Origin of the sequence: Paenibacillus sp. CCS19 (genome assembly GCF_033239625.1) — a bacterium.
In the GTDB taxonomy this organism is placed as follows: Bacteria; Bacillota; Bacilli; order Paenibacillales; family Paenibacillaceae; genus Paenibacillus_T.
Genome location: NZ_BTCK01000055.1, coordinates 15,088 through 34,684, shown reverse-complemented (window position 1 = coordinate 34,684; position 19,597 = coordinate 15,088). Strand labels below are relative to the sequence as shown.

At 51.1% G+C, this 19,597-nt stretch carries 22 protein-coding genes and 1 pseudogene; all 23 read right to left on the bottom strand.

What is annotated here, in order from left to right:
- Positions 1 to 38: 38 nt before the first annotated feature.
- Positions 39 to 908, bottom strand: a complete 870-nt coding sequence (locus SBI19_RS25990) for a menaquinol-cytochrome c reductase cytochrome b/c subunit (protein ID WP_317972433.1) — start codon at positions 906 to 908, stop codon at positions 39 to 41.
- Positions 909 to 927: 19 nt separating this feature from the next.
- The gene (qcrB, locus tag SBI19_RS25985; protein ID WP_110043369.1) at positions 928 to 1,599 is read right to left on the bottom strand and encodes a menaquinol-cytochrome c reductase cytochrome b subunit; all 672 of its coding nucleotides are present in this window, start codon (positions 1,597 to 1,599) and stop codon (positions 928 to 930) included.
- A 17-nt stretch (positions 1,600 to 1,616) separates the two neighbouring features.
- Positions 1,617 to 2,132, bottom strand: a complete 516-nt coding sequence (locus SBI19_RS25980) for a Rieske (2Fe-2S) protein (RefSeq protein ID WP_317972432.1) — start codon at positions 2,130 to 2,132, stop codon at positions 1,617 to 1,619.
- Between the two features lie 256 nt (positions 2,133 to 2,388).
- Positions 2,389 to 2,808, bottom strand: coding sequence for a DUF2487 family protein (locus SBI19_RS25975; protein ID WP_317972431.1), 420 nt, complete (start codon positions 2,806 to 2,808; stop codon positions 2,389 to 2,391).
- A gap of 152 nt (positions 2,809 to 2,960) precedes the next feature.
- Positions 2,961 to 3,149 carry an IDEAL domain-containing protein gene (locus SBI19_RS25970; RefSeq protein WP_317972430.1) on the bottom strand — a complete coding sequence of 63 codons (189 nt, stop codon included), beginning with the start codon at positions 3,147 to 3,149 and terminating at the stop codon, positions 2,961 to 2,963.
- A 21-nt stretch (positions 3,150 to 3,170) separates the two neighbouring features.
- Positions 3,171 to 3,410, bottom strand: a pseudogene (locus SBI19_RS25965) (gamma carbonic anhydrase family protein); the annotation flags it as partial.
- A gap of 105 nt (positions 3,411 to 3,515) precedes the next feature.
- The gene (locus tag SBI19_RS25960) at positions 3,516 to 4,736 is read right to left on the bottom strand and encodes a hypothetical protein (protein WP_317972429.1); all 1,221 of its coding nucleotides are present in this window, start codon (positions 4,734 to 4,736) and stop codon (positions 3,516 to 3,518) included.
- Between the two features lie 225 nt (positions 4,737 to 4,961).
- Positions 4,962 to 5,543, bottom strand: a complete 582-nt coding sequence (locus tag SBI19_RS25955; protein WP_317972428.1) for a histidine phosphatase family protein — start codon at positions 5,541 to 5,543, stop codon at positions 4,962 to 4,964.
- Between the two features lie 47 nt (positions 5,544 to 5,590).
- Positions 5,591 to 6,199: an anti-sigma factor family protein gene (locus tag SBI19_RS25950; RefSeq protein WP_317972427.1), complete on the bottom strand. Its 609-nt coding sequence runs from the start codon at positions 6,197 to 6,199 to the stop codon at positions 5,591 to 5,593.
- Positions 6,196 to 6,795, bottom strand: a complete 600-nt coding sequence (locus tag SBI19_RS25945; protein WP_317972426.1) for an RNA polymerase sigma factor — start codon at positions 6,793 to 6,795, stop codon at positions 6,196 to 6,198. Before SBI19_RS25945 ends, SBI19_RS25950 begins: the two co-directional genes overlap by 4 nt.
- A gap of 518 nt (positions 6,796 to 7,313) precedes the next feature.
- A complete protein-coding gene (locus tag SBI19_RS25940) occupies positions 7,314 to 8,405 on the bottom strand; it encodes a prephenate dehydrogenase (protein ID WP_317972425.1) in 1,092 nt (363 codons plus the stop codon).
- A gap of 3 nt (positions 8,406 to 8,408) precedes the next feature.
- Positions 8,409 to 9,509, bottom strand: a complete 1,101-nt coding sequence (gene hisC / locus SBI19_RS25935) for a histidinol-phosphate transaminase (RefSeq protein ID WP_317972424.1) — start codon at positions 9,507 to 9,509, stop codon at positions 8,409 to 8,411.
- 217 nt (positions 9,510 to 9,726) lie between these two features.
- A complete protein-coding gene (trpA, locus tag SBI19_RS25930) occupies positions 9,727 to 10,539 on the bottom strand; it encodes a tryptophan synthase subunit alpha (RefSeq protein ID WP_317972423.1) in 813 nt (270 codons plus the stop codon).
- A complete protein-coding gene (gene trpB / locus SBI19_RS25925) occupies positions 10,526 to 11,731 on the bottom strand; it encodes a tryptophan synthase subunit beta (protein WP_317972422.1) in 1,206 nt (401 codons plus the stop codon). The genes trpA and trpB overlap by 14 nt, the downstream gene beginning before the upstream one ends.
- The gene (locus SBI19_RS25920; RefSeq protein WP_317972421.1) at positions 11,728 to 12,438 is read right to left on the bottom strand and encodes a phosphoribosylanthranilate isomerase; all 711 of its coding nucleotides are present in this window, start codon (positions 12,436 to 12,438) and stop codon (positions 11,728 to 11,730) included. The genes trpB and SBI19_RS25920 overlap by 4 nt, the downstream gene beginning before the upstream one ends.
- A complete protein-coding gene (gene trpC / locus SBI19_RS25915) occupies positions 12,435 to 13,241 on the bottom strand; it encodes an indole-3-glycerol phosphate synthase TrpC (RefSeq protein ID WP_317972420.1) in 807 nt (268 codons plus the stop codon). The genes SBI19_RS25920 and trpC overlap by 4 nt, the downstream gene beginning before the upstream one ends.
- Positions 13,231 to 14,286 carry an anthranilate phosphoribosyltransferase gene (trpD, locus tag SBI19_RS25910; protein ID WP_317972419.1) on the bottom strand — a complete coding sequence of 352 codons (1,056 nt, stop codon included), beginning with the start codon at positions 14,284 to 14,286 and terminating at the stop codon, positions 13,231 to 13,233. Before trpD ends, trpC begins: the two co-directional genes overlap by 11 nt.
- A complete protein-coding gene (gene trpE / locus SBI19_RS25905) occupies positions 14,286 to 15,860 on the bottom strand; it encodes an anthranilate synthase component I (RefSeq protein WP_317972418.1) in 1,575 nt (524 codons plus the stop codon). The genes trpD and trpE overlap by 1 nt, the downstream gene beginning before the upstream one ends.
- A gap of 460 nt (positions 15,861 to 16,320) precedes the next feature.
- Entirely contained in the window at positions 16,321 to 16,689 is a 369-nt protein-coding gene (gene aroH / locus SBI19_RS25900) for a chorismate mutase (RefSeq protein WP_317972417.1), read from the bottom strand.
- Positions 16,686 to 17,792, bottom strand: coding sequence for a 3-dehydroquinate synthase (gene aroB / locus SBI19_RS25895; protein ID WP_317972445.1), 1,107 nt, complete (start codon positions 17,790 to 17,792; stop codon positions 16,686 to 16,688). Before aroB ends, aroH begins: the two co-directional genes overlap by 4 nt.
- Positions 17,793 to 18,032: 240 nt before the next feature.
- Entirely contained in the window at positions 18,033 to 18,191 is a 159-nt protein-coding gene (locus SBI19_RS25890; protein WP_317972416.1) for a hypothetical protein, read from the bottom strand.
- A gap of 119 nt (positions 18,192 to 18,310) precedes the next feature.
- Positions 18,311 to 19,090, bottom strand: a complete 780-nt coding sequence (locus SBI19_RS25885) for a CheR family methyltransferase (RefSeq protein ID WP_317972415.1) — start codon at positions 19,088 to 19,090, stop codon at positions 18,311 to 18,313.
- Positions 19,091 to 19,123: 33 nt separating this feature from the next.
- Positions 19,124 to 19,567: a nucleoside-diphosphate kinase gene (ndk, locus tag SBI19_RS25880; RefSeq protein WP_317972414.1), complete on the bottom strand. Its 444-nt coding sequence runs from the start codon at positions 19,565 to 19,567 to the stop codon at positions 19,124 to 19,126.
- Between the last annotated feature and the right edge of the window lie 30 nt (positions 19,568 to 19,597).

Below are 19,597 nucleotides of genomic sequence, written 5' to 3'. Positions count from 1 at the left end.
TGACCGCTAAGATGACGGTCAGGTTCTGTTGTACAACTTTATTGAGCTTTCTTCTGCTTAGCGAGCCAAGTCGTGATTTGATCAATCTCTTCAGCCGTAAGCTTATCTTTGAAGGCTGGCATGTTGCCGTTACCGTTCGTTACTGTATTAACGAGTTCTTCTTTCGAGAGAACATCACCGATACCGTGCAGCGAAGGCACCTTCATTTTGGAGTTACCATTCAGGTCAGCAGCGTGGCAGGCGATGCAGTTCGCTTTTGCGATTTCCATTGCTGGATCATCAGCGTCAACGAGTGCAACCGGCTCTTCCTTCTTAACTGCGCTGAACGATTCGCCCTTCTCGGCAGCTTCGCGCGCTTTCTCTTCACGCTCGATATGCTCTGGAACCGTACCCGTGATCGTCAGCTCATGCTGGTAGTGATCCCATGATACCTTCGTCAAGTAAACGAGCGAGATAAGCGATACAATCATCAGCGCCGAAGCGACTGGACGACGGTAGAAGCGGCGTTCCTTACCCGTGTCGAGGAACGGTGCAAGCAGCAATGCGCCGAATGCAACGCCTGGAACGAGTACCGCGCCGAGTACGACGTAGTCGCCGGACGCGTAAGGGTATTTCAAGAATTGATACAGGAACAGGAAGTACCAGTCCGGCATCGGAATGAAAGCAGTATTCGTCGGATCCGCCGGATAACCAAGCGGCGGAGCCTCAGCGATCGTCAATACGAGGAAGCCTACAAGAACGACGCAGCCGACCAGCCATTCCTTAAGCAGGAAGTTCGGAATGAATACTTCCGACTTACCTGGGAATGCCGTGTAGTCAGGCGGTACGCTGTTTTTGTTCGTCCGCTTGCGTATGCGGGAGTCTCCGACGTAGACGATCTTCTCATCAGATTTATGACCATGCGCCATCGTAATAACCTCCCTTCGCTTATAGCGGTCCCGAAATGCCTTGTTTACGAATCATAAAGAAGTGGCCTGCGAGCAGCGCAAGCAATGCGCCTGGCAGGAAGAAGACGTGAATCGCGAAGAAGCGAGTCAGTGTCTGCGCACCTACGATCGTACCGCCCTGCATCAGTTCTTTCAGGTAAACACCGATGTAAGGAACGGATTCGGCAATTTGCATACCTACCTTTGTAGCGTAGTAAGCTTTATTGTCCCAAGGAAGCAGGTAGCCCGTGAAACCGAGACCAAGCATTACGAAGAAAATAAGCATCCCGACAACCCAGTTCATTTCGCGCGGTGCTTTGTAAGAACCGGTGAAGAAGACGCGCAGGGTATGTAAGAACATCATAACGATTACAAGACTAGCGCCCCAGTGGTGCATGCCGCGAACGATGCCGCCGAATGCAACTTTGTGCTGCAAGTAATCGACACTTGCATAAGCATTGTTAATATCCGGTACGAAATACATCGTCAGGAACATACCGGAGAGGATTTGGATAACTGTGATGAAAAACGTCAGGCCGCCGAAGCAGTACACGAATGCGGAGAAATGATGTGCAGGGTTAACGTGCTCAGGCACTTCATGATCCGCTACGTCCCTCCACAACGGCGCAACATCAAGACGTTCGTCAATCCAGTTGTATACAGCTTTAAACATCTGACTATACGCCTCCTTTATACACGCGTATTCGACCTAATTGGCCCGAGATAAACAAATCCGCCATCCAGCTTAACTTCGTACTCGTCAAGTGGATTCGGTGCAACGCTCAGGTTTTTACCATCAACGGTGTAATGCGCACCGTGGCACGGACAAACATATTCATTATTGTTCTCCGTATTCCAGCCAATGGTACATCCTAAGTGTTTGCACACAGGCGATAGTGCAAAAATGTTTCCGTTCGCGTCTTTCGAAATCCATGCGACGAGCTCCGCTTCACTCTCGTACCAGCCGTCGACTTGATGGATTTTGAATTTGTATTCCACAGGTTCGTTCGTAATTTTCGCTTCTTCTGCCACTTTAATGAACGCGCTCTCTTCTTTCTTCTGCAAGAGCGGATCGACAGCGAATCGAATCATCGGAAGCGCGACGCCGCCTGCCATAAAAGCGGTCGTTCCACCGAGTGTATACGACAAAAATTGACGCCGGGACATTTCTTTGCGCACCGGTTTTTGACCTTCGTGGTTGCTCATCTTCTGTTCTACCCCCTTTGCCAACCATATCTCCCGTCTTGTCCAAAGTGACAAAACCGTGGACGAACTAAGACATTTTCTATAATATCCTAGGTGTATGGGAGCGTCAAGAATATGGAAGACGTTAATTTGACCGATGCAAAAGCGTTTCATTTTTTGTTATGAAATTGTCACAATTACACGGGAACCTAATCCCCTCACTCATGACTTCGTCATTGTTTTCCCCATAATAGGAATTTATTATGCATCTTTATGGCTAGACATGGATGGCGGGCGTCCACATGGAACGAATCGCCTGCCCAATTTGCTCAGCAGAGGGAACTTCTCCCGTCTCTGTCGGTGCGAATATAAGATCCGCGGATACGCTTGCCAAATTCGTGATACGGGCACTAACTACTATTATATAGCGGAAGCCTGTCCTTTTGAGCGATGCGCACAGCTGCTCGACAACGGCGTGTTCCGCATCATCACCTGTATAATGACACGCTGGGTATGTAACCACTCTTCCTTTGAACGGAATTTCAATGCCGTCCATAATATCTCGCAAATCTTCTAATGCTTTTGTAGCCTCTGCAGGCGTTTCCAAGCCAGATAATCCGGTCACTGGCAATAGACACGTATCCAGGTATGGCTTTAGTTCTTCCCATTGACTGCTCTCAATCTCGCTGAATTTCATCGGATCTTCCTCTCCTTACCTTGCTAATATGCTGTCATCCTCCCATCGTAACGCGCCTTCCTTCGTTTGCCAACCCATTCCGCACAAAAATAGCCTGCACCGCGCCAGGACGGACATCAGGCTATTCTAAATTTTCAACAACCGCAGCCGGCCTAATAAGAAAGACGGATTGCGTTCAATTGTTCTGCCAGTCGATGGAACGTATCCTCATCTCCGCTAGCAAGCGCTAGGTCGATATCGCGATAAATCCGTTCGGTACGAAATTTCAGAACCGCATCGTCCAACACCATCTCTGCTGCTAATCCCAGCATTGTCTCATACGTTGCTTTCATTTTGTCCATAGGATACACCTCCAACCGGGGTTAAGAGATCCTATATTCTTTTCCTTTCACCACGAAGCTTTCCATCGTCTTTCTCATGCGCTGCTAATCGTCCTCCGTCAATTCTATGACGACTTTGGCGGGTGATCGTAAGAGAAAGAGTATAGGTGGAATCTTTTTATTCTCGGTTACAATTGAACCGGCTCCTACTAAATCATATTCACCGATCACTGCTCCGCTCCGTACTAAGGCCCCCATTTCAATTAATGTGCCTCCGCCTATATGGAGGCATGAAATAAGAGAACACTTATTATACGGAATCAACGTTGCCGCCGACTGGATTCGTCAATCTCTATGATGATAGTCTTGTAAGCTGCGAATTCTAGATTAACGAATGGTACGTACAGCTTCATCCTTCCCTATACTTCCAATTACAGCCGTTCCAAGCTTAGTCATTCGGATGACTGTCCCCTGCTTGTCGTGCTCGCCGATGCGAACAAGTCCCAGATGCAGCATCATCGCAACGATTCGCTGAGCGAAGACCGATTCGGATGTATCATAATAATACGGCTTTATGTATGGCAGCAGCGTGCGCTGAAGCGACTCCGCTGTTACCCACTGCCTAGCAAGTCGATCGATCCAATTCACAAGCGCGATCAGATTCGGAATCGGCGTCCTGTACAGCTTCAGCCAGAAACGATACAACTTGGCGGTCTCATCCACTTGCTCTTCTTGGAGTCTGTCCTGCCCTGCTTGAGTGAGCGTAACTCGCTCTGACGTTTCAACTATAAGTTTGCTGTCGACTGCGAAGTCGTACAATAAAGCTAGCCGATTCGGATAAACATGAAACTTGCGTCCATAACCAAACCGCCATTCGCCTTTTTGAGGGAACGCTTCTCTTACTCCCATGTGCTCTATGAGCTGCTGCAGGTTGCGTTTGTACATGGAGCCGTCAGACATCGTGGGCACTTCGTACCGCTGAAGATATTGAAGCATATGGTACAGATCTTCGCTCAGCAATCCCTGCTCATCTCGATATGCCTGCGGTTCTTCGGCCGCTTCCACCATACCGGACATTTTGCGCTCGAGCGTATCCCTAAGTCTTGTTTTCAAGTCCGCAGGAACATGAAACATGTACCGATTAGGCCCGGCCAAGCCATTGAACAGCCAGCCCTGATGCTTGAACTTCAGAATGATGTCCCTCGGGGTAAGCTCCTTCACAGGAGCCGCTGCCTTCGTCCGCTTCTTCGTGCCGCCTTGCGCTCCTCTGGACTTACTGCTTCCTTTGGATTCCGCTGGCTGCGCGCCTTCTGCCGACCCGCTGGTTCCCGTCTGCTCCTCTCCGAATTTGCTTTGCTGAATGCGTGCGGTCAGATCCTCCATACTGAATGACGATCTCGTATCGAACAACAGCGAGTTCAGAAACCGCAAATCTTCCAAGCCTAAGCGACCGACCTGCTCCTCGAAAATATCCCTTCGGTTTACGGCGGAGAGAATCGTTTGAATCAATTCGTTTTTGGAATTGCCGTTGCATTCGCATTGATATTCAACCGCAATCCGATTGAGCTGTCCAATATCGGCATAACCAAGCATATCGGCCAAATTCATCGTGTTCTCTCCTTACATCAGGATCTTTGAACGGAGTTCAAAGTCACTCTGCTGCTACATTCTTGAACGGAGTTTTAAAGTCAATCTGCTTATGTTGAATGTATTACCATTATGGGAAGAACAACGGTTTTTAAAACATACAGCCGAATAAATACGCACAAAAAAAGACCGTTCTGCGCAGGGCAGTATCGGTCTCCTTCTATTATACGGAGTGCTATTCTTCAATTATACTTCGACATGGGCTGTACAGTTATATAACAACGGCGTCCAGCCTTCGTTATTCCATTCGAGAATGGAGTACGACAGATTGCCTATATGATCGTCCCCAATGGATTCGCACAAAATAGGCAGCAGTGCTGCGATTAAACCGCCATGCGACACGACAAGAAGCGAAATATCGGATCTCTCCTGTCTCCACTGCTCGACGAATGCATGCGCCCGCTCACGCAGCGCTTCCATCGGCTCAATTCCATCCACATGCTCGACCGGCCATTCACTGCCCCATCGATCCAAACGCTCTGAACGAGTCAAGCCTTCCATCTCGCCAAAATATCGTTCGCGCAGCCGTTCGTCACCTGGAAGCAGCGGCGCATGGATAGCTTCAGCAATGATGCGCGCCGTCTCATTCGCACGTTCCAGATCGCTCGAGACAACCGCATCCCATTGCCGGTCCTCACTGGCAATTCGTCGACCAAGCGCCTTCGCCTGCCGGATGCCTTCTTCGTTCAACGGAATATCCGTCTGTCCTTGAATGCGTCCAACTGCATTCCAATCGGTCTGACCATGTCTAACAAGACCTATAATCACGCTCTAATCAACTCCAAATCAAGGTACTTCCGCAGCTAACATCTGCATTATTTCCGTGTGCGGGCGAACCAATTCGAAAGCAGCAGCGTAGCGATCACGCCAAATAGAGAGAATACGATCCAATATTGCGGCACCGTCGGCACCACCTTCAATACGAAAGGATCGCTAATGCTCGCTACAGGTACTTCGGCATAAAATTCACCGCCGAGTACAGATCCGTCATCGCCAGCGCTCGCTGTTTCAAGCAATCCTGTCATCGGCTCCATATTCTGTGCCGATGAACCCCAGTCTCCGAATATAGCGAATAACAGTCCGCTGACGAAGATCGCCAAGCAGCAAGCGATGAGGGCTATGCTGCGGAAGCGGAACGACGCTGTGAAACGATAGGAGCGTTCATGTACAGGACGAAGATGCTCCATATCGGCATAAATCCGGTCCATTACGGACTTATTCATACGGTAAGAATCATCATCCAGCTCTGGTTCAAAATCTCCGGACAGCGACCGAATGATTAAATCGCTTTCTTCCCACAAACGTAATTGTTCCGCGCAAGCCGGACAATCCAAGAGATGACGGTCAATAGCCGCTCTTTCATCGTCCTGTTCAGGGAGTTCCCAGTACAGACCGAGTTTCTCTTGACATTCGTCGCATCTCATCGCGTCCTCATCCCTTCATAGGTATCCTCCGCGACCATAGACTCGTCAAAATACGGCTCGAGCTGTGTCTTCACGCTTGCTCTAGCTCGGAACAACAACGATTTCACGGAACTGACCGTTTGCCCAAGAATGCTGGCGATTTCCTGATAATCGAGCTGCTCGTATTCACGCAGTATGAGTGCGGACCTCTGTTTTTCAGGCAAATTGTTGATCGCTTCACGAACCATCGACATCCGTTCGTTCTGCAGCAGTCGCAGTTCCGGCACAGCATCCGGCGGCGCCAGCGGAATGACATTCGATTCCTCCAGCGGCACGCTGCCAGCTTTCTGCTTGCGGAGCTCGCTAAGAACCGTGTTGCGAGCGATCGTATATAACCACGTCGAGAATGACGCGTCCAATTCGCGGAATGAGTGCAAGCTTCGATAAGCTTTATAGAACGTCTCCGAGCATAAGTCCTCCGCCATAAGCTCGAGCTTCGCGCTCTTGAGCATATGATAGATAAAGGCAAGGATCTTGCGCTGGTATCGCCGCATCAATTCCGCATACATCTGAACGTTTCCGTCCTTAATTTCTCGTATCAATTGGGTGTCGGTCACGACAGGCGAACCTCCCCACCTGCGGAGTCTTCTCGGTTCGGCCTAACTATTGTACCGAATCGGAAGCAAAAAGTTTCTGTGTTACATAAAATAATTATGAAGAACGATATTTCTACCATAATGAATTCAACTTATGCGTCTAAATTCCTGCCTCTTTCGACATAGACGCATACAGATTTTGCAATTATGGCTCCTGCCAAATGCTTCTGTATTGTAACACAGCCCTGAAGCGGCGTGGCTAAATATTTAACAAAGATCCGTACGATTTGGAAAGGCTTTCACGATTGTCGCTTGACAAAATGAAAACGTATACATATAATAAAAGTACAGTATGGTTTCTCTCCACTCCTATCCAAATACTTCGCACGTTGTGCGGACCACCTCCTATGAGGTGGTATTTTTTTTGCCATTATTTCTTACCCGTTTCCATGGGCAGTTTAAACATTTTATTCATTTACAAAATAAGGACTGTCCCATATCTTCATCGAAGAGCGGACAGTCCTTATCGTTGTACTCCATTAGAAATGAACCGAATATTGCATCTCGCCAAGCGCAATAACCGCTTGATCGAGATCATCCTGCTTGCGGAATGAGAGCCGCAGAATGCCAGGGACGTCTTCACGGCTCTCGATGATTTGCATATTGCTCAAGTTAATATGACGATTGCCGAGCTCGGTTGCGATTCGTCCGATGACACCTGGCGTATCGGGTACGTCAACATAACATTCATAGATCGCATGAATGACGCCTTTGCGCCGCTCAGGCAAGCTGTTGCGGAATTCGCCGGACGTACGGAACGCTTCGCCGATTCCTTCCAGATCTCCAGCCTTGAGCATACGCACGAACTCCTCGATTCCGACATTCCAATCTTCAATCAACCGAAGAAGCACGTCTCTGTTGTTGACGAGAATATCACGCCATACCGCCGGGTCGCTGGAGGCAATCCGCGTAATATCGCGGAAGCCGCCCGCAGCGAGCTGCGAATAGAGATCGTTCGTCTCATTGTAACGGCGAACCTGATTCGTCAATGCGACTGCGATCATATGAGGAAGATGGCTGATCGCACCTACGATATCGTCATGCTCGTCCGCGTCTACGATAACGATGTTGGCTTTTGTATACACGAGCAGCTCTTTCAACTTCTCGACTGCTTCAGGCGGCGTTGTGCTGTTCGGCGTTAGTACATAGAAGGCATTCTCATAAAGATAGAGCGATGCAGCTTCCACGCCGGAGCGCTCGGATCCTGCCATTGGATGCCCGCCGATGAATACGGCTTCGCCAAGGTCAAGCGATCGAGCACAAGAATTCACGGACGCCTTCGTGCTGCCTACGTCTGTAATGATACAGCCTGGCTTCAGCTTAATCTCGGCCAGCTGCTTCAGATAGGATTCGAGGCTGCCAACTGGCACGCACAGAAAAATAAAATCGGCGTCTTCAGCCGCTTCGCGCAGAGACGTCGTGGCTGAATCCACGACGCCTCTGTCGATATACTTCTGAACGGATGATTGGCGAGTCGAATGACCGACTACGTACAGATCAGGCTTGCCCTTGAAGCAGAGCGCCAGCGATCCGCCCATCAATCCGACGCCGAATATCGCGATTTTTACCATATGCTATCCAAGCACCGCCGCTTCTTGCAATACTTGCTCCAGTGCCGTAATGAACTTCTCGTTCTGCTCGCGGCTGCCGACCGTAATCCGAATGTACGTCGGATAGTGGCCCCAGCCTGCACGGGAGATAATGCCTTTGCGGAGCAGCGCATCAAAAACGTCACGGGATGGCAGCTTCGTATCGAACATGATGAAGTTGCCATGTGCATCGAAGTACGACAGACCCAGACGGTCGAATTGCTCGCGAAGGTAGTTCAGACCTTCCGAGTTGCGGTCGCGGCACTCGTTAAGGAATGCAACGTCATCGAGCGCTGCGCTTGCAGCCGCTTGCGCGACGCGCGATGTATTGAACGGCTCACGTACTTGGTTGATCGAGCGTACAACGTCCGGATGTCCAACGCCGTAGCCGATACGCAGCGACGCGAGGCCGAAAATCTTCGAGAACGTACGAAGAACAATCAGGTTCTTGTATTGGGACAGCAGCTCGATGCCGTTCGGGAACGAAGCGTCGGTTACGTATTCTACGTAAGCCTCGTCCAATACGACAAGAACGCTGCTCGGTACTTGTTTCATGAATGCATCCAACTCATCCTTGGTTACGATCGTGCCTGTCGGGTTGTTCGGGTTGCATACCCAGATGAGTTTCGTTCGATCTGTAACATGAGTCAGCATAGCAGGCAGGTCATGTTTGCCGTTCGTGAGCGGCACTTCGATAACGCGTGCATTCTCAACTTCAGCATTGTGCTTGTACACGCTGAACGTCTGGTCTGCCATAATCGTTTCGTCGCCTGGAACGAGGAATGCGCGTGCGAGCATCAGGATGACTTCATCCGAGCCGCAGCCGAAAATGATGCTGTCTGTGCTTACGCCCAGCTGATCCGCGAGCTTCTTCGTCAGTTCAACGCTTGCACCGTCTGGATAAATGCTGGCATTGTTCGAGATTTCATAAATAACAGCTTCCTTCGCTCGCTCGGAGCATCCGAACGGATTCTCGTTGGAAGCAAGTTTAATGACTTCGGAGAGACCAAGCTCTCGTTTAACATCTTCTACTGGCTTGCCCGGTTGGTAAACGGGAAGATGGACGATATTGCTTTTTGGCTGCATGACTCCATTCACCTCATCAACAATTCTTAAATTCTCAATATATCCTATATTGTCTCACATATCCTCCATGTTGCAAAGTGCGAATAACGCAGTAACGTACCAACGCTTCTTGGCAGCATTACGGTGAAGCACTGAAACTATGCACGAGTTAAAAAAAGCCCAATCAACCAGCATCGCTGGTATGATCAGGCTTCTGTGATTGAATCGATAAGTGCGATTAGCGGATTTTCAAATTCGCTACGAATTGGCCGATCTCATCGAGTGCCGCCTCTTGCTCCGCTTCGCTGCGAAGCTTCGGCAATACCTCCTCGATCTTACGAACAATCGCGCTGCCTACGATGACGCCGTCGCTCTGCTTGCTGAACCGCTCAACCTGCTCACGGCTCGAGATGCCGAAGCCGACAGCGATCGGCACTTCCGCTGCAGCGCGAACGTCCGATAGGAATTCGTCGATGCCAGCGTGGAAGTCCGCGCGAACGCCTGTAACGCCAAGCGAGGAAACGCAGTAGACGAAGCCGCGGGCACGTGCTGCAATGCGAGCAACGCGTTCCTTCGAAGTAGGCGCAACGAGTGGAATGAGGTGAATATTCGCCTCTTCGGCCATCTCGCGCAGGTCGCCGTCTTCTTCGAGCGGCAGATCCGGAATAATAAGTCCGCTGATGCCTTTATCCATGCACAGCTCGAAGAAACGTTCAAATCCGAGCTGCAGCACAGGGTTGAAGTACGTGAACAGAATGAACGGAAGCTTCACGCCTGCTTTGCGAGCCTCTTCAGCAACATTGAGCACACCTTCGATCGTCACTTGACCGCCAGATAGCGCACGTTCCGAAGCTCGTTGAATGACAGGTCCGTCAGCCAGCGGATCTGAATATGGTACGCCGAGCTCGATCATATCGGCGCCTGCTTCTTCCAGCTTGCGGATAATCCGGACAGAAGTCGCATAGTCCGGGTCGCCGATCGTAAGGAACGGGATGAGCGCAGTGCCGTCCTGCTCTTTCAATCGAGCAAAAGTCGCATCAATGAGATTCATCGCTGTCACCTCCCAAGTAGCCCATGATCGCTTCGACGTCTTTATCGCCGCGGCCAGACAAGCTGACGACGATAATCTCGTCTTCGCTAAGCGTCGGAGCCAGCTTGATGGTCTGAGCAATTGCGTGTGCCGATTCTAATGCTGGAAGAATACCTTCCGTACGCGACAGAAGCTGAAGGGCTTCCAGTGCTTCTGCATCTGTGATCGGCACATACGTTGCACGACCCGAATCTTTGAGGTACGCATGCTCAGGGCCGATACCCGGATAATCAAGTCCTGCGGAGATCGAATGCGCCGGCTGTACTTGTCCATACTCATCCTGCAGCACGTAGCTGAGCGAGCCTTGGAATACGCCGTGACGGCCTTTCGTCATCGTTGCCGCATGTTCGTCGGTTTCAACGCCTCTGCCTGCTGCCTCTACGCCAATTAGCTTAACCGTCTCGTCTTCGACGAACGGATAGAAGATGCCGATCGCGTTGCTGCCGCCGCCAACCGCTGCGACAACGTAGTCCGGAAGACGTCCCTCTTCCTTCAACATTTGTTCACGGGCTTCGTCACCGATAATGCGCTGGAAATCGCGGACAATCTTCGGATAAGGGTGAGGTCCTGTAACCGATCCAAGGATATAGTACGTATCGTCTACGTTGCTGACCCAGTAACGCAGCGTTTCGTTACAAGCATCTTTAAGCGTACGCGTACCAGACATGACAGGCACGACTTCTGCGCCGAGCAGCTGCATACGGAACACGTTCAGCTGTTGACGCTTCGTGTCCTCTTCGCCCATGAACACTTTGCATTCCATGCCAAGCAGAGCCGCCACTGTCGCAGAAGCAACGCCGTGCTGGCCAGCGCCTGTCTCTGCAATAATCTTCGTCTTGCCCATACGCTTCGCAAGAAGGCCTTGACCAAGCGTATTGTTGATTTTGTGCGCGCCCGTATGGTTCAGGTCCTCGCGCTTGAGATAGATCTTGGCGCCGCCAAGCTTCTTCGTCAGCCGCTCTGCGTAGTAGAGCGATGTTGGACGACCCGAATATTTGTCGAGCAAATAACGAAGCTCCGCTTGAAATTCTGGATCTTTCGAATACGTATTGTACGCCTCTTCGAGCTCGTTCAGTGCGTTCATCAACGTCTCTGGCACGTAGCGCCCGCCGAATTGGCCAAACCGGCCTCTCTCGTCAGGGTATTGGGTCATGCTTCCCACACCTTTCTTACGAACGAATGAATTTTGTCTATATCCTTAATCCCTTCAGTTTCAACGCCGCTGGAGACGTCGACACCGTCCGGACTGTATTCCTTGACCAGCGACCGCACATTATCTAGACTTAATCCGCCTGCGACATAGAGCGGTACGCCGAGCTCGGCAGCCGCTTCTTTGTAGCGAGCAATTACGGTCCAATCAAATGCCGTTCCGGTACCGCCGCCTGCCGTATCGATCAACACCGCATCGACATGCCCCTTATAAGGAAGCAGCTGTCGCTGTGCATCGATCTCGTCAGTCTCGCCGCCGCGTCCAAGGTGGAATACTTTCCACACCTCAGTACCTAGCTCCTGCTTCGCTGCCTCGCAATCCTCAGGCGATTCACTGCCATGCAGCTGAACGACGTCTAGCGAAGCCGTATTCACGGCATGCTTCAGCGCAGCGAGATCGCTATTAACGAATACGCCGACTGCCAGCGGCGCCCGGCCCGACGATGTCCGGGCTTTCCAAGCGCGCACTTCCGCTATCAGTTCAGCAGCTTGCTCTGCTGAAACCTGCCTTCTGCTTGGGGCGAATATGAAGCCAACAGCCTCGATATTAAGATCGTGCATCGCACGAATGGTGGCAATGTCGCGAAGACCGCATATTTTGATCCGCGTGTATGGCTCCTGACTCCCAGTGAGACGTGTTGCTTCACTCATCGAACGCCTACCGGTCCCATAAGCTCTTCGATCGCATTGCCGACATGCGGCTTGCGCATGAAATGCTCGCCGATCAACACGCCATCTGCACCGATCGACTTCAAGTAGGCCATATCTTCAACACCTGCTATGCCGCTCTCGCTAATGACCGTAATGCCTTTGCCCTTCGGAATAATGCTGATCAGCTCTTCAGTCGTCTTCAGATCGGTCACGAATGAACGAAGATCACGGTTGTTAATGCCGATCAACGTTGCTTTATCCAGTTCCAATACCGTCTCCAGCTCTTGGCGGTCATGCACCTCTACGAGCGCATCAAGCCCGATCGACTTGGCGATATCATGGAATTCCGACAGCTGATCTTTCGTTAGAATAGCTGCAATCAACAGCACCGCATCGGCGCCGATATCGCGTGCTTCATAGATTTGACGATAGTCGATCGTAAAATCTTTGCGAAGCAGCGGCACATTCACCGCTTGTCGAACCGCTTGCAAATATTCGTTCGAACCTTGGAAGTAATCACGGTCCGTCAGTACCGAGATGCAATCCGTGCCCGCCTCTTCATAAGCGCGAGCCAGCTCGACTGGGTGGAAATCTTCGCGAATCAAGCCTTTAGAAGGAGAAGCCTTCTTTACCTCTGCAATCAAGCCCATCGGACGTTTGCGTCCTGCTGCCGATACGGCACGCTCGAAGCCCAACGTTGCCGCCATATCTGCAATACGCCGCTCATATGCTTCAAGTGAGAACCGCCCGGACAGCTCCTCAACTTCCTGCTTCTTCGTTACTACGATGCGATCAAGAAACATGTCCCAACTCTCCCGTCGTTTGAATAAGCTGTTCCAGCTTCGCAAGTGCTTTGCCGGAATCGATTATAGCCGCAGCCTGCTGTACGCCTTCGACAAGCGTAGCGACAGCGCCGCCCATGTAGATGCATGCTCCCGCATTCGCAAGCACAACATCGCGATAAGCTCCCTGCTCCTGACCTGTCATAATCGATCGAATAATAGCAGCATTGTCAGAAGCTTCTCCGCCAATTATCGCATCGATCGAATGACGGCGCAATCCAAGCTCTTCTGGAGTCAGATCGTACGTCCGAACAACACCGTCTTGAAGCTCCGAAATTTGCGTTGGCGCCGAGATGCTGATCTCGTCGAGACCGTCATGGCTGCTCACAACCATTGCACGTTTCAAGCCAAGATCGCTAAGCACTTCAGCAATCGTCTCCGTCTTGGAGCGATCATATAGACCAAGCAGCTGGCGATCAGCGCCTGCCGGATTCGTCAGAGGTCCAAGCATATTGAAAATCGTCCGAATGCCAAGCTCGCGGCGGGGTGCAGCCGCATGACGAAGCGAAGGATGATACAGCTGTGCGAACATGAATACGATACCGATCTGATTCAGACACTGAGCCGCCTGTTCAGGCGACAGTGTAATATTCACGCCAAGCGCTTCGAGCACATCCGCGCTGCCGGTTTTGCCGGACATCGCACGGTTGCCGTGTTTAGCCACACGAACGCCTGCAGCAGATGCAATAATGGACGATGACGTCGAAATATTAAATTTATGAATACCGGAGCCGCCAGTACCGCATGTATCCAGCAGGTTCGCCTGCTCCGTTACGACATGATTGGAGTAAGCGCGCATAGCAAGGGCGAATCCTGTAATTTCGTCGCGCGTTTCGCCCTTCATTCGCAGTGCTGTCGCAATGCCGCCGATCTGTGCTGGCGTTGCCTCGCCCCGCATGATGAAGCCCATCACTTCCTGCGCTTCATCGCGGCTGAGATGCTGCCCGCCGATCAACTTATTCATCGCTCCTGCCAGCGTGATGGTCGTATTCGTCAACGTCGTCATTATTGATTCGCCCCCTGCATCGTTGTCATTTCGTAATCGGTATTGATCGTCGTCCCTGCCTGCACAGCTGCCCGCTTCTCGCCTGCGAACAGAAGTTCTGCCGTTCGGATCGCCTTCAAGCTCGCTTTCGCTTTGTTAACCGTCTCTTCATATTCCTTCTCCGGAACAGAATCCCATACAACGCCTGCCCCTGCTTGCACATATGCTTTGCCATTCTTGAAAATAATCGTCCGAATCGTAATGCATGTATTCAAGCTGCCGCCGAAACCAAGGTATCCAATCGCACCTGCGTAAGCGCCGCGCGACTCGTTCTCGAGCTCCGCGATGATTTCCATCGCGCGAAGCTTAGGAGCGCCTGATACCGTACCTGCCGGCAAGCAGGAAATGAAGGCATCGAAGAAATCTTTGTCCTTACGAAGCTTGCCGCTAACGTTCGATACAATGTGCATGACGTGCGAGTAACGCTCGATCTCCATATACGAATCGCAGCGAACCGTTCCGAACTCGGATACGCGGCCGATATCGTTGCGGCCCAGGTCAACCAGCATCAGATGCTCCGCACGTTCCTTCTCATCTGCCAACAGCTCAACTTCAAGCGCTGCATCCTCTTCCGGCGTACGACCTCTTGGACGCGTACCTGCGATTGGCCGTGTTTCAACTTTGTCCCCTTCGACCTTGACCAGCGCTTCCGGCGAAGTACCTACGATAATCTCTTCGTCCAGCTTCAAATAATACATATAAGGAGAAGGGTTCATCGTGCGAAGCACGCGGTACACATGCAGCGGATCTACTTCCGTTTCAATGCTGAAGCGCTGGGATAGCACCACTTGGAAGATATCGCCTGCACGAATATATTCCTTGGCGGCATCCACGTTCGAGATGAACTTCTCCTTCGTCATGTTCGATTGCACTTCGCCAAGATCGGGATCATGCGGAATCGGTCCGCCGCTCGTCATCTGCATCGGGAGCGGCTGCTGCAGCTTCTCGATCGTCGCATCGATTCGAGCGCATGTCGCTTCGTATGCGGCTTGAATTTGCCCGTCCGTCGCGCCTTCTGCAATGTGTACGTTGCCGATGACTTGAATTTGCTGCTTTACATGATCAAACACGATCACTTGATCGCAGAACATAAATTGCAAATCGTTCATGTTGAGATCGTCAATGCGATGTTTCGGCAGCTTCTCATAATACTGCAGCAGGTCGTATCCGAAGAAGCCGATTGCTCCCCCCGTGAATGGCGGTAGATCCTTAACCTGAGGACTGCGATACGATCTTAGCTTCGCCTTCAGCAGTTCGAGCGGCTGGTCGTGAAGCTCTGTCTTCACGCCTTGCTGCTCCAGAATCATCGTTCCGTTCTTGCCATATAGAAGAAGGAATGGATCCGTTCCGATGAACGAATAACGAGCCCATTGTACGCCGCCCTCCACGCTTTCCAGCAGAAACGCATTGCGTTCCTTGTAGAAATGCTGAAACACGCGAATCGGTGTTTCGGTGTCGGCCATCGTATGGCGGACAATTGGAATCAGGTTATACGTACCAGCTAGTTGAATGACTTGCTGCAGCTCGTTGTTCATAACGGATCTCTCCTTCGTGTTCATCGAAATTAAAAAAGCTCCTGCCGATGGCAGGAGCTTAACGTGTAGGATGAGTGCATTCAAAGAGAGTATATGAGGAAAGAAACGTCTAACTTCAGTAGAATGCCCGCACGACTTCCATGCATACTCAAGGAAATACATGCCACAATCCCCTAGAAAGACTACTCTTCGCTCAGCTTAGCTCATCTCTTCCAATCTCAGCTCTGCTCATCTCTACCGTAGGCTTCTACTGCTCACGGTCTGTTACTTGCTCTAACTTGCCTCGTCTATACTTCTCATGAAATATAAGTCATTATCGGTTTCTAATCCAATACCTGAGCTTATATTCCTTCGGAATGAAACGCCATACGCCTCCACTATGTTGGCAGGATCCGTTTCACCGTGCTTGCTTAACTTGGTATAACTATACATCGTCACTTGACGATCGTCAATGCTTAAATTAGGCTTTGCTCAGATCCGGACGAAGCAAGCGTGCACCACGCAGATAGACATGGTTAATCTCCGCCTGCGACTTCGTCGTATTCACATGCAGCATGAAACGAATGCATTTCTCCAAGCTGCCTTTAACCGGAATTTCCATCGCGCACGTGACCGGAACAAGCTCCCAGCCTGTCATGACCCGAATGGCCTTAGCAGGGAATGTCGCATCCAAATCACCTGTCACTGTAATTAAAACGCTGCAAATATCTTCTGGCGCAAATCCGTTCTCCGCAATAATCGCATTGAACAATTCAACCGTTGCATCCAGAATTTGACCCTCTTCATTGCGCTCTACCGTTACGGCGCCGCGAACTCCACGTACACTCATTGCCAATCGGCCTCCTGTTTCAATTGTTCTACTGTCTCACGCACGAGCGAGGCTGGCACATCCGAACGCACCTCTACCCGGCCGATTGCTGTTGGCACAACATATACAATGCTGCCCTCCGTGAACTTCTTGTCATGCATCATAGCGCTCATAATGGCATCTGTGTCAAAATGGTCCGGCAGACGCACTGGCAACCCTGACTTGCCGAATACCCGCTTCGTTACCTCGTATACGCTCTGTGGGGCGCCGAGCTTTACGCCGACAAGAGCTGATCCGATCATGCCGATCGCAATCGCCTCGCCATGGGTCAGTTCGCCATAGCCGGCAACTGCCTCAAGCGCATGACCAATCGTATGACCGAGGTTCAGAATGGCACGTAGACCGCCCTCGCGTTCATCTACGGACACGACAGCCGCTTTGACGCTGCAGCCTTTGTACAACGCATAACCAAGCGCTTCTGGATCAAGCGCGAGCAGCTTATCCATATTCTCATCGCACCAGTCGACGAACGACTCATCCCAGATCAAGCCGTGTTTGATGACCTCTGCCAGACCGCATTGCACTTGACGAAGCGGCAGCGATTGCAGCGTCTTCAAGTCGAACAATACGAAAGCAGGCTGATGGAATGCGCCGATAATGTTCTTCGCATGCGGATGGTTGACGGCAACCTTGCCGCCAACGCTGCTGTCATGCGCAAGAATCGTCGTTGGAATCTGTACGAACCGAATGCCGCGCATATAAGCTGCCGCGACATAACCAGCAAGATCGCCAACAACGCCGCCGCCCAGTGCGATGATCGTCGATTTGCGGTCGAGGCCCGCATCAAGCGCCTTCGTAATCAGATCTTCGAACATCGACAGCGACTTCGAGGCTTCGCCCGCAGGTACTACCGCTGATGCGACTGTGTAGCCTGCATGGGTCAAATTCGACTCCAGCTGTTCCAAATAAAGCGGCGCTGTATTCGAGTCTGAAATAATAAGAAGCGGCGACTTCTTGCTGACGCCATGCTTCTCAAGATAAACGGAAGTCTCCTGGAGGAGACCTTCTCCTATGTAAATCGGATAGGAGCGTTCGCCCAAATCAACCGTTAGTTCTCTCACCATATTCGTAACGTCCAATCTAATTGCGCTCCCTTCACCGGCTTACGGCAGCCCGGCAATGAATATACCCGTAACATCTTTGCTCATTATAGTACAGCCCCTCTGGTTTGACAAGAAACGTCAAGCCTGTGAATAAGCCGATTTCTCAAGCTTTCAGCGGGATTTACGGTCATTGCGACAGCTCTTCTTAAAGCAAAAAACCAGCTGCTTATGAGCAGCCGGTTCGACTTTCATCCTGTTCCATTATCGCATGACTGAATTCCGTTCTATCGGTTCAACTGTCTGCATCGGACCATCGATTATCGTACGAAGCTGATCACAGCTCATACCGACAATTTGCGCGCATTCCGAGAGCGTAATCCAGCCTCGACGGTATGCCGCGAATGCTTTACGCTTATCCATCTTGTCCCTCCATGGCGTTCAATTCCATTACCCTAGTATAGCAACAAGATGGAGCTGTCATACATTCATTATTTACTGCAGATTAGAGAAGAAGAGTCCGTTAAACAGAACGAGAACATTCAACCTTTTTTCCGATAAAAGAACGTTTCGGCCGTCTCGAATTGATACTGTTGCGGGGTAAAGATCTGCTCGGTGCTGCCGACGAATAGAATGCCGCCAGGCTTCAGCGCGCTCGAGAATCGCTGGTAAATCTGATGTTTCGCTTCTTCCGTGAAGTAGATCATGACGTTGCGGCAGATAATCAGATCATAAGGACCACCGTATGGGTCATGAAGCAGATTGTGCTGTTTGAATCGAATGGACCGCTTGATCCGCTCATCGACCGAATAAATATCGCCGTCATACGAGAAATATTGATTCAAATACGGCTTCGGCACATCGCGAACCGATCGATCCTGATATAAACCGCTCTGTGCTTTCTTCAGTACGTTCTGATCCAGATCTGTGGCCGTTATCGTCGCACGGTTCAATGCGCCCATCCGATCTAATATCATCGCCGTCGTATATGGCTCATCGCCAGTGGAACATGCCGCGCTCCAGATCGAAATCCGATTGCCGCCGGCTAGCAGCTCCGGCAGGAATCGTTCCTCCAGCATCGCCCAGCGATTCGGGTTGCGCCAGAATTCGGAGACGTTGATCGTCATCCGGTCTAGAAATTCATCCATAAGGGCGGCTTCTTTCACCAAGGCGTCCATATACGCTGCAAAAGTGCTGAAGCCGTGCTTCTGTCGAAGCGTCGTCAGGCGCCGCTTCATCTGCGTTTCTTTGTATTGCCCGAGATCGATTGCGGTTCGTTTCTTGATTTGCTCGACGAACTTATCATAATCCGCATCCACCACGTCGGCATCCTCCCGTCATGACTGCTTCTGTCGTTAGATCCAACGTTGAATCGTCAGCTCATAATCGATCAATTGTTCTGGCTCGAAGAACAGTGCGATTTCGCGTTCTGCATTGTCGGCAGAGTCCGAGCCGTGAATAAGGTTGAATCTTGTATGTACTGCAAAATCCGAGCGAATCGTGCCCGGCAGCGCCTCTACCGCATCCGTCTTCCCGATCAGCGCACGGGTCAGGGCAATGACATTGTCCCCTTCCCATACCATCGCAAATACCGGTCCGGAAGTCGTGAATTCAATTAACGGCTCGTAGAACGACTTGCCTTTGTGCTCCGCATAATGACGTTCCGCAAGCTCCGGGCTGATGCGCATCAGCTTGCTTGCAATGAGTTTGAGCCCTTTGCGCTCGAAGCGACCGACGATTTCACCAATCAATCCCCGCTGTACGCCATCTGGCTTGATCATCAGAAATGTTCTCTCCATCGTCTCCTACCCCTTTCACATGACCGAACC

Coding starts and splice junctions, on each gene's coding strand:
- SBI19_RS25990 (WP_317972433.1), bottom strand. CDS start 908: ATGGCGCATGGTCATAAATCTGATGAGAAGATCGTCTACGTCGGAGAC.
- qcrB (WP_110043369.1), bottom strand. CDS start 1,599: ATGTTTAAAGCTGTATACAACTGGATTGACGAACGTCTTGATGTTGCG.
- SBI19_RS25980 (WP_317972432.1), bottom strand. CDS start 2,132: ATGAGCAACCACGAAGGTCAAAAACCGGTGCGCAAAGAAATGTCCCGG.
- SBI19_RS25975 (WP_317972431.1), bottom strand. CDS start 2,808: ATGAAATTCAGCGAGATTGAGAGCAGTCAATGGGAAGAACTAAAGCCA.
- SBI19_RS25970 (WP_317972430.1), bottom strand. CDS start 3,149: ATGGACAAAATGAAAGCAACGTATGAGACAATGCTGGGATTAGCAGCA.
- SBI19_RS25960 (WP_317972429.1), bottom strand. CDS start 4,736: ATGAATTTGGCCGATATGCTTGGTTATGCCGATATTGGACAGCTCAAT.
- SBI19_RS25950 (WP_317972427.1), bottom strand. CDS start 6,199: ATGAGATGCGACGAATGTCAAGAGAAACTCGGTCTGTACTGGGAACTC.
- SBI19_RS25940 (WP_317972425.1), bottom strand. CDS start 8,405: ATGGTAAAAATCGCGATATTCGGCGTCGGATTGATGGGCGGATCGCTG.
- hisC (WP_317972424.1), bottom strand. CDS start 9,509: ATGCAGCCAAAAAGCAATATCGTCCATCTTCCCGTTTACCAACCGGGC.
- trpA (WP_317972423.1), bottom strand. CDS start 10,539: ATGAATCTCATTGATGCGACTTTTGCTCGATTGAAAGAGCAGGACGGC.
- trpB (WP_317972422.1), bottom strand. CDS start 11,731: ATGACCCAATACCCTGACGAGAGAGGCCGGTTTGGCCAATTCGGCGGG.
- SBI19_RS25920 (WP_317972421.1), bottom strand. CDS start 12,438: ATGAGTGAAGCAACACGTCTCACTGGGAGTCAGGAGCCATACACGCGG.
- trpC (WP_317972420.1), bottom strand. CDS start 13,241: ATGTTTCTTGATCGCATCGTAGTAACGAAGAAGCAGGAAGTTGAGGAG.
- trpD (WP_317972419.1), bottom strand. CDS start 14,286: ATGACGACGTTGACGAATACGACCATCACGCTGGCAGGAGCGATGAAT.
- trpE (WP_317972418.1), bottom strand. CDS start 15,860: ATGAACAACGAGCTGCAGCAAGTCATTCAACTAGCTGGTACGTATAAC.
- aroH (WP_317972417.1), bottom strand. CDS start 16,689: ATGAGTGTACGTGGAGTTCGCGGCGCCGTAACGGTAGAGCGCAATGAA.
- aroB (WP_317972445.1), bottom strand. CDS start 17,792: ATGGTGAGAGAACTAACGGTTGATTTGGGCGAACGCTCCTATCCGATT.
- SBI19_RS25890 (WP_317972416.1), bottom strand. CDS start 18,191: ATGGATAAGCGTAAAGCATTCGCGGCATACCGTCGAGGCTGGATTACG.
- ndk (WP_317972414.1), bottom strand. CDS start 19,567: ATGGAGAGAACATTTCTGATGATCAAGCCAGATGGCGTACAGCGGGGA.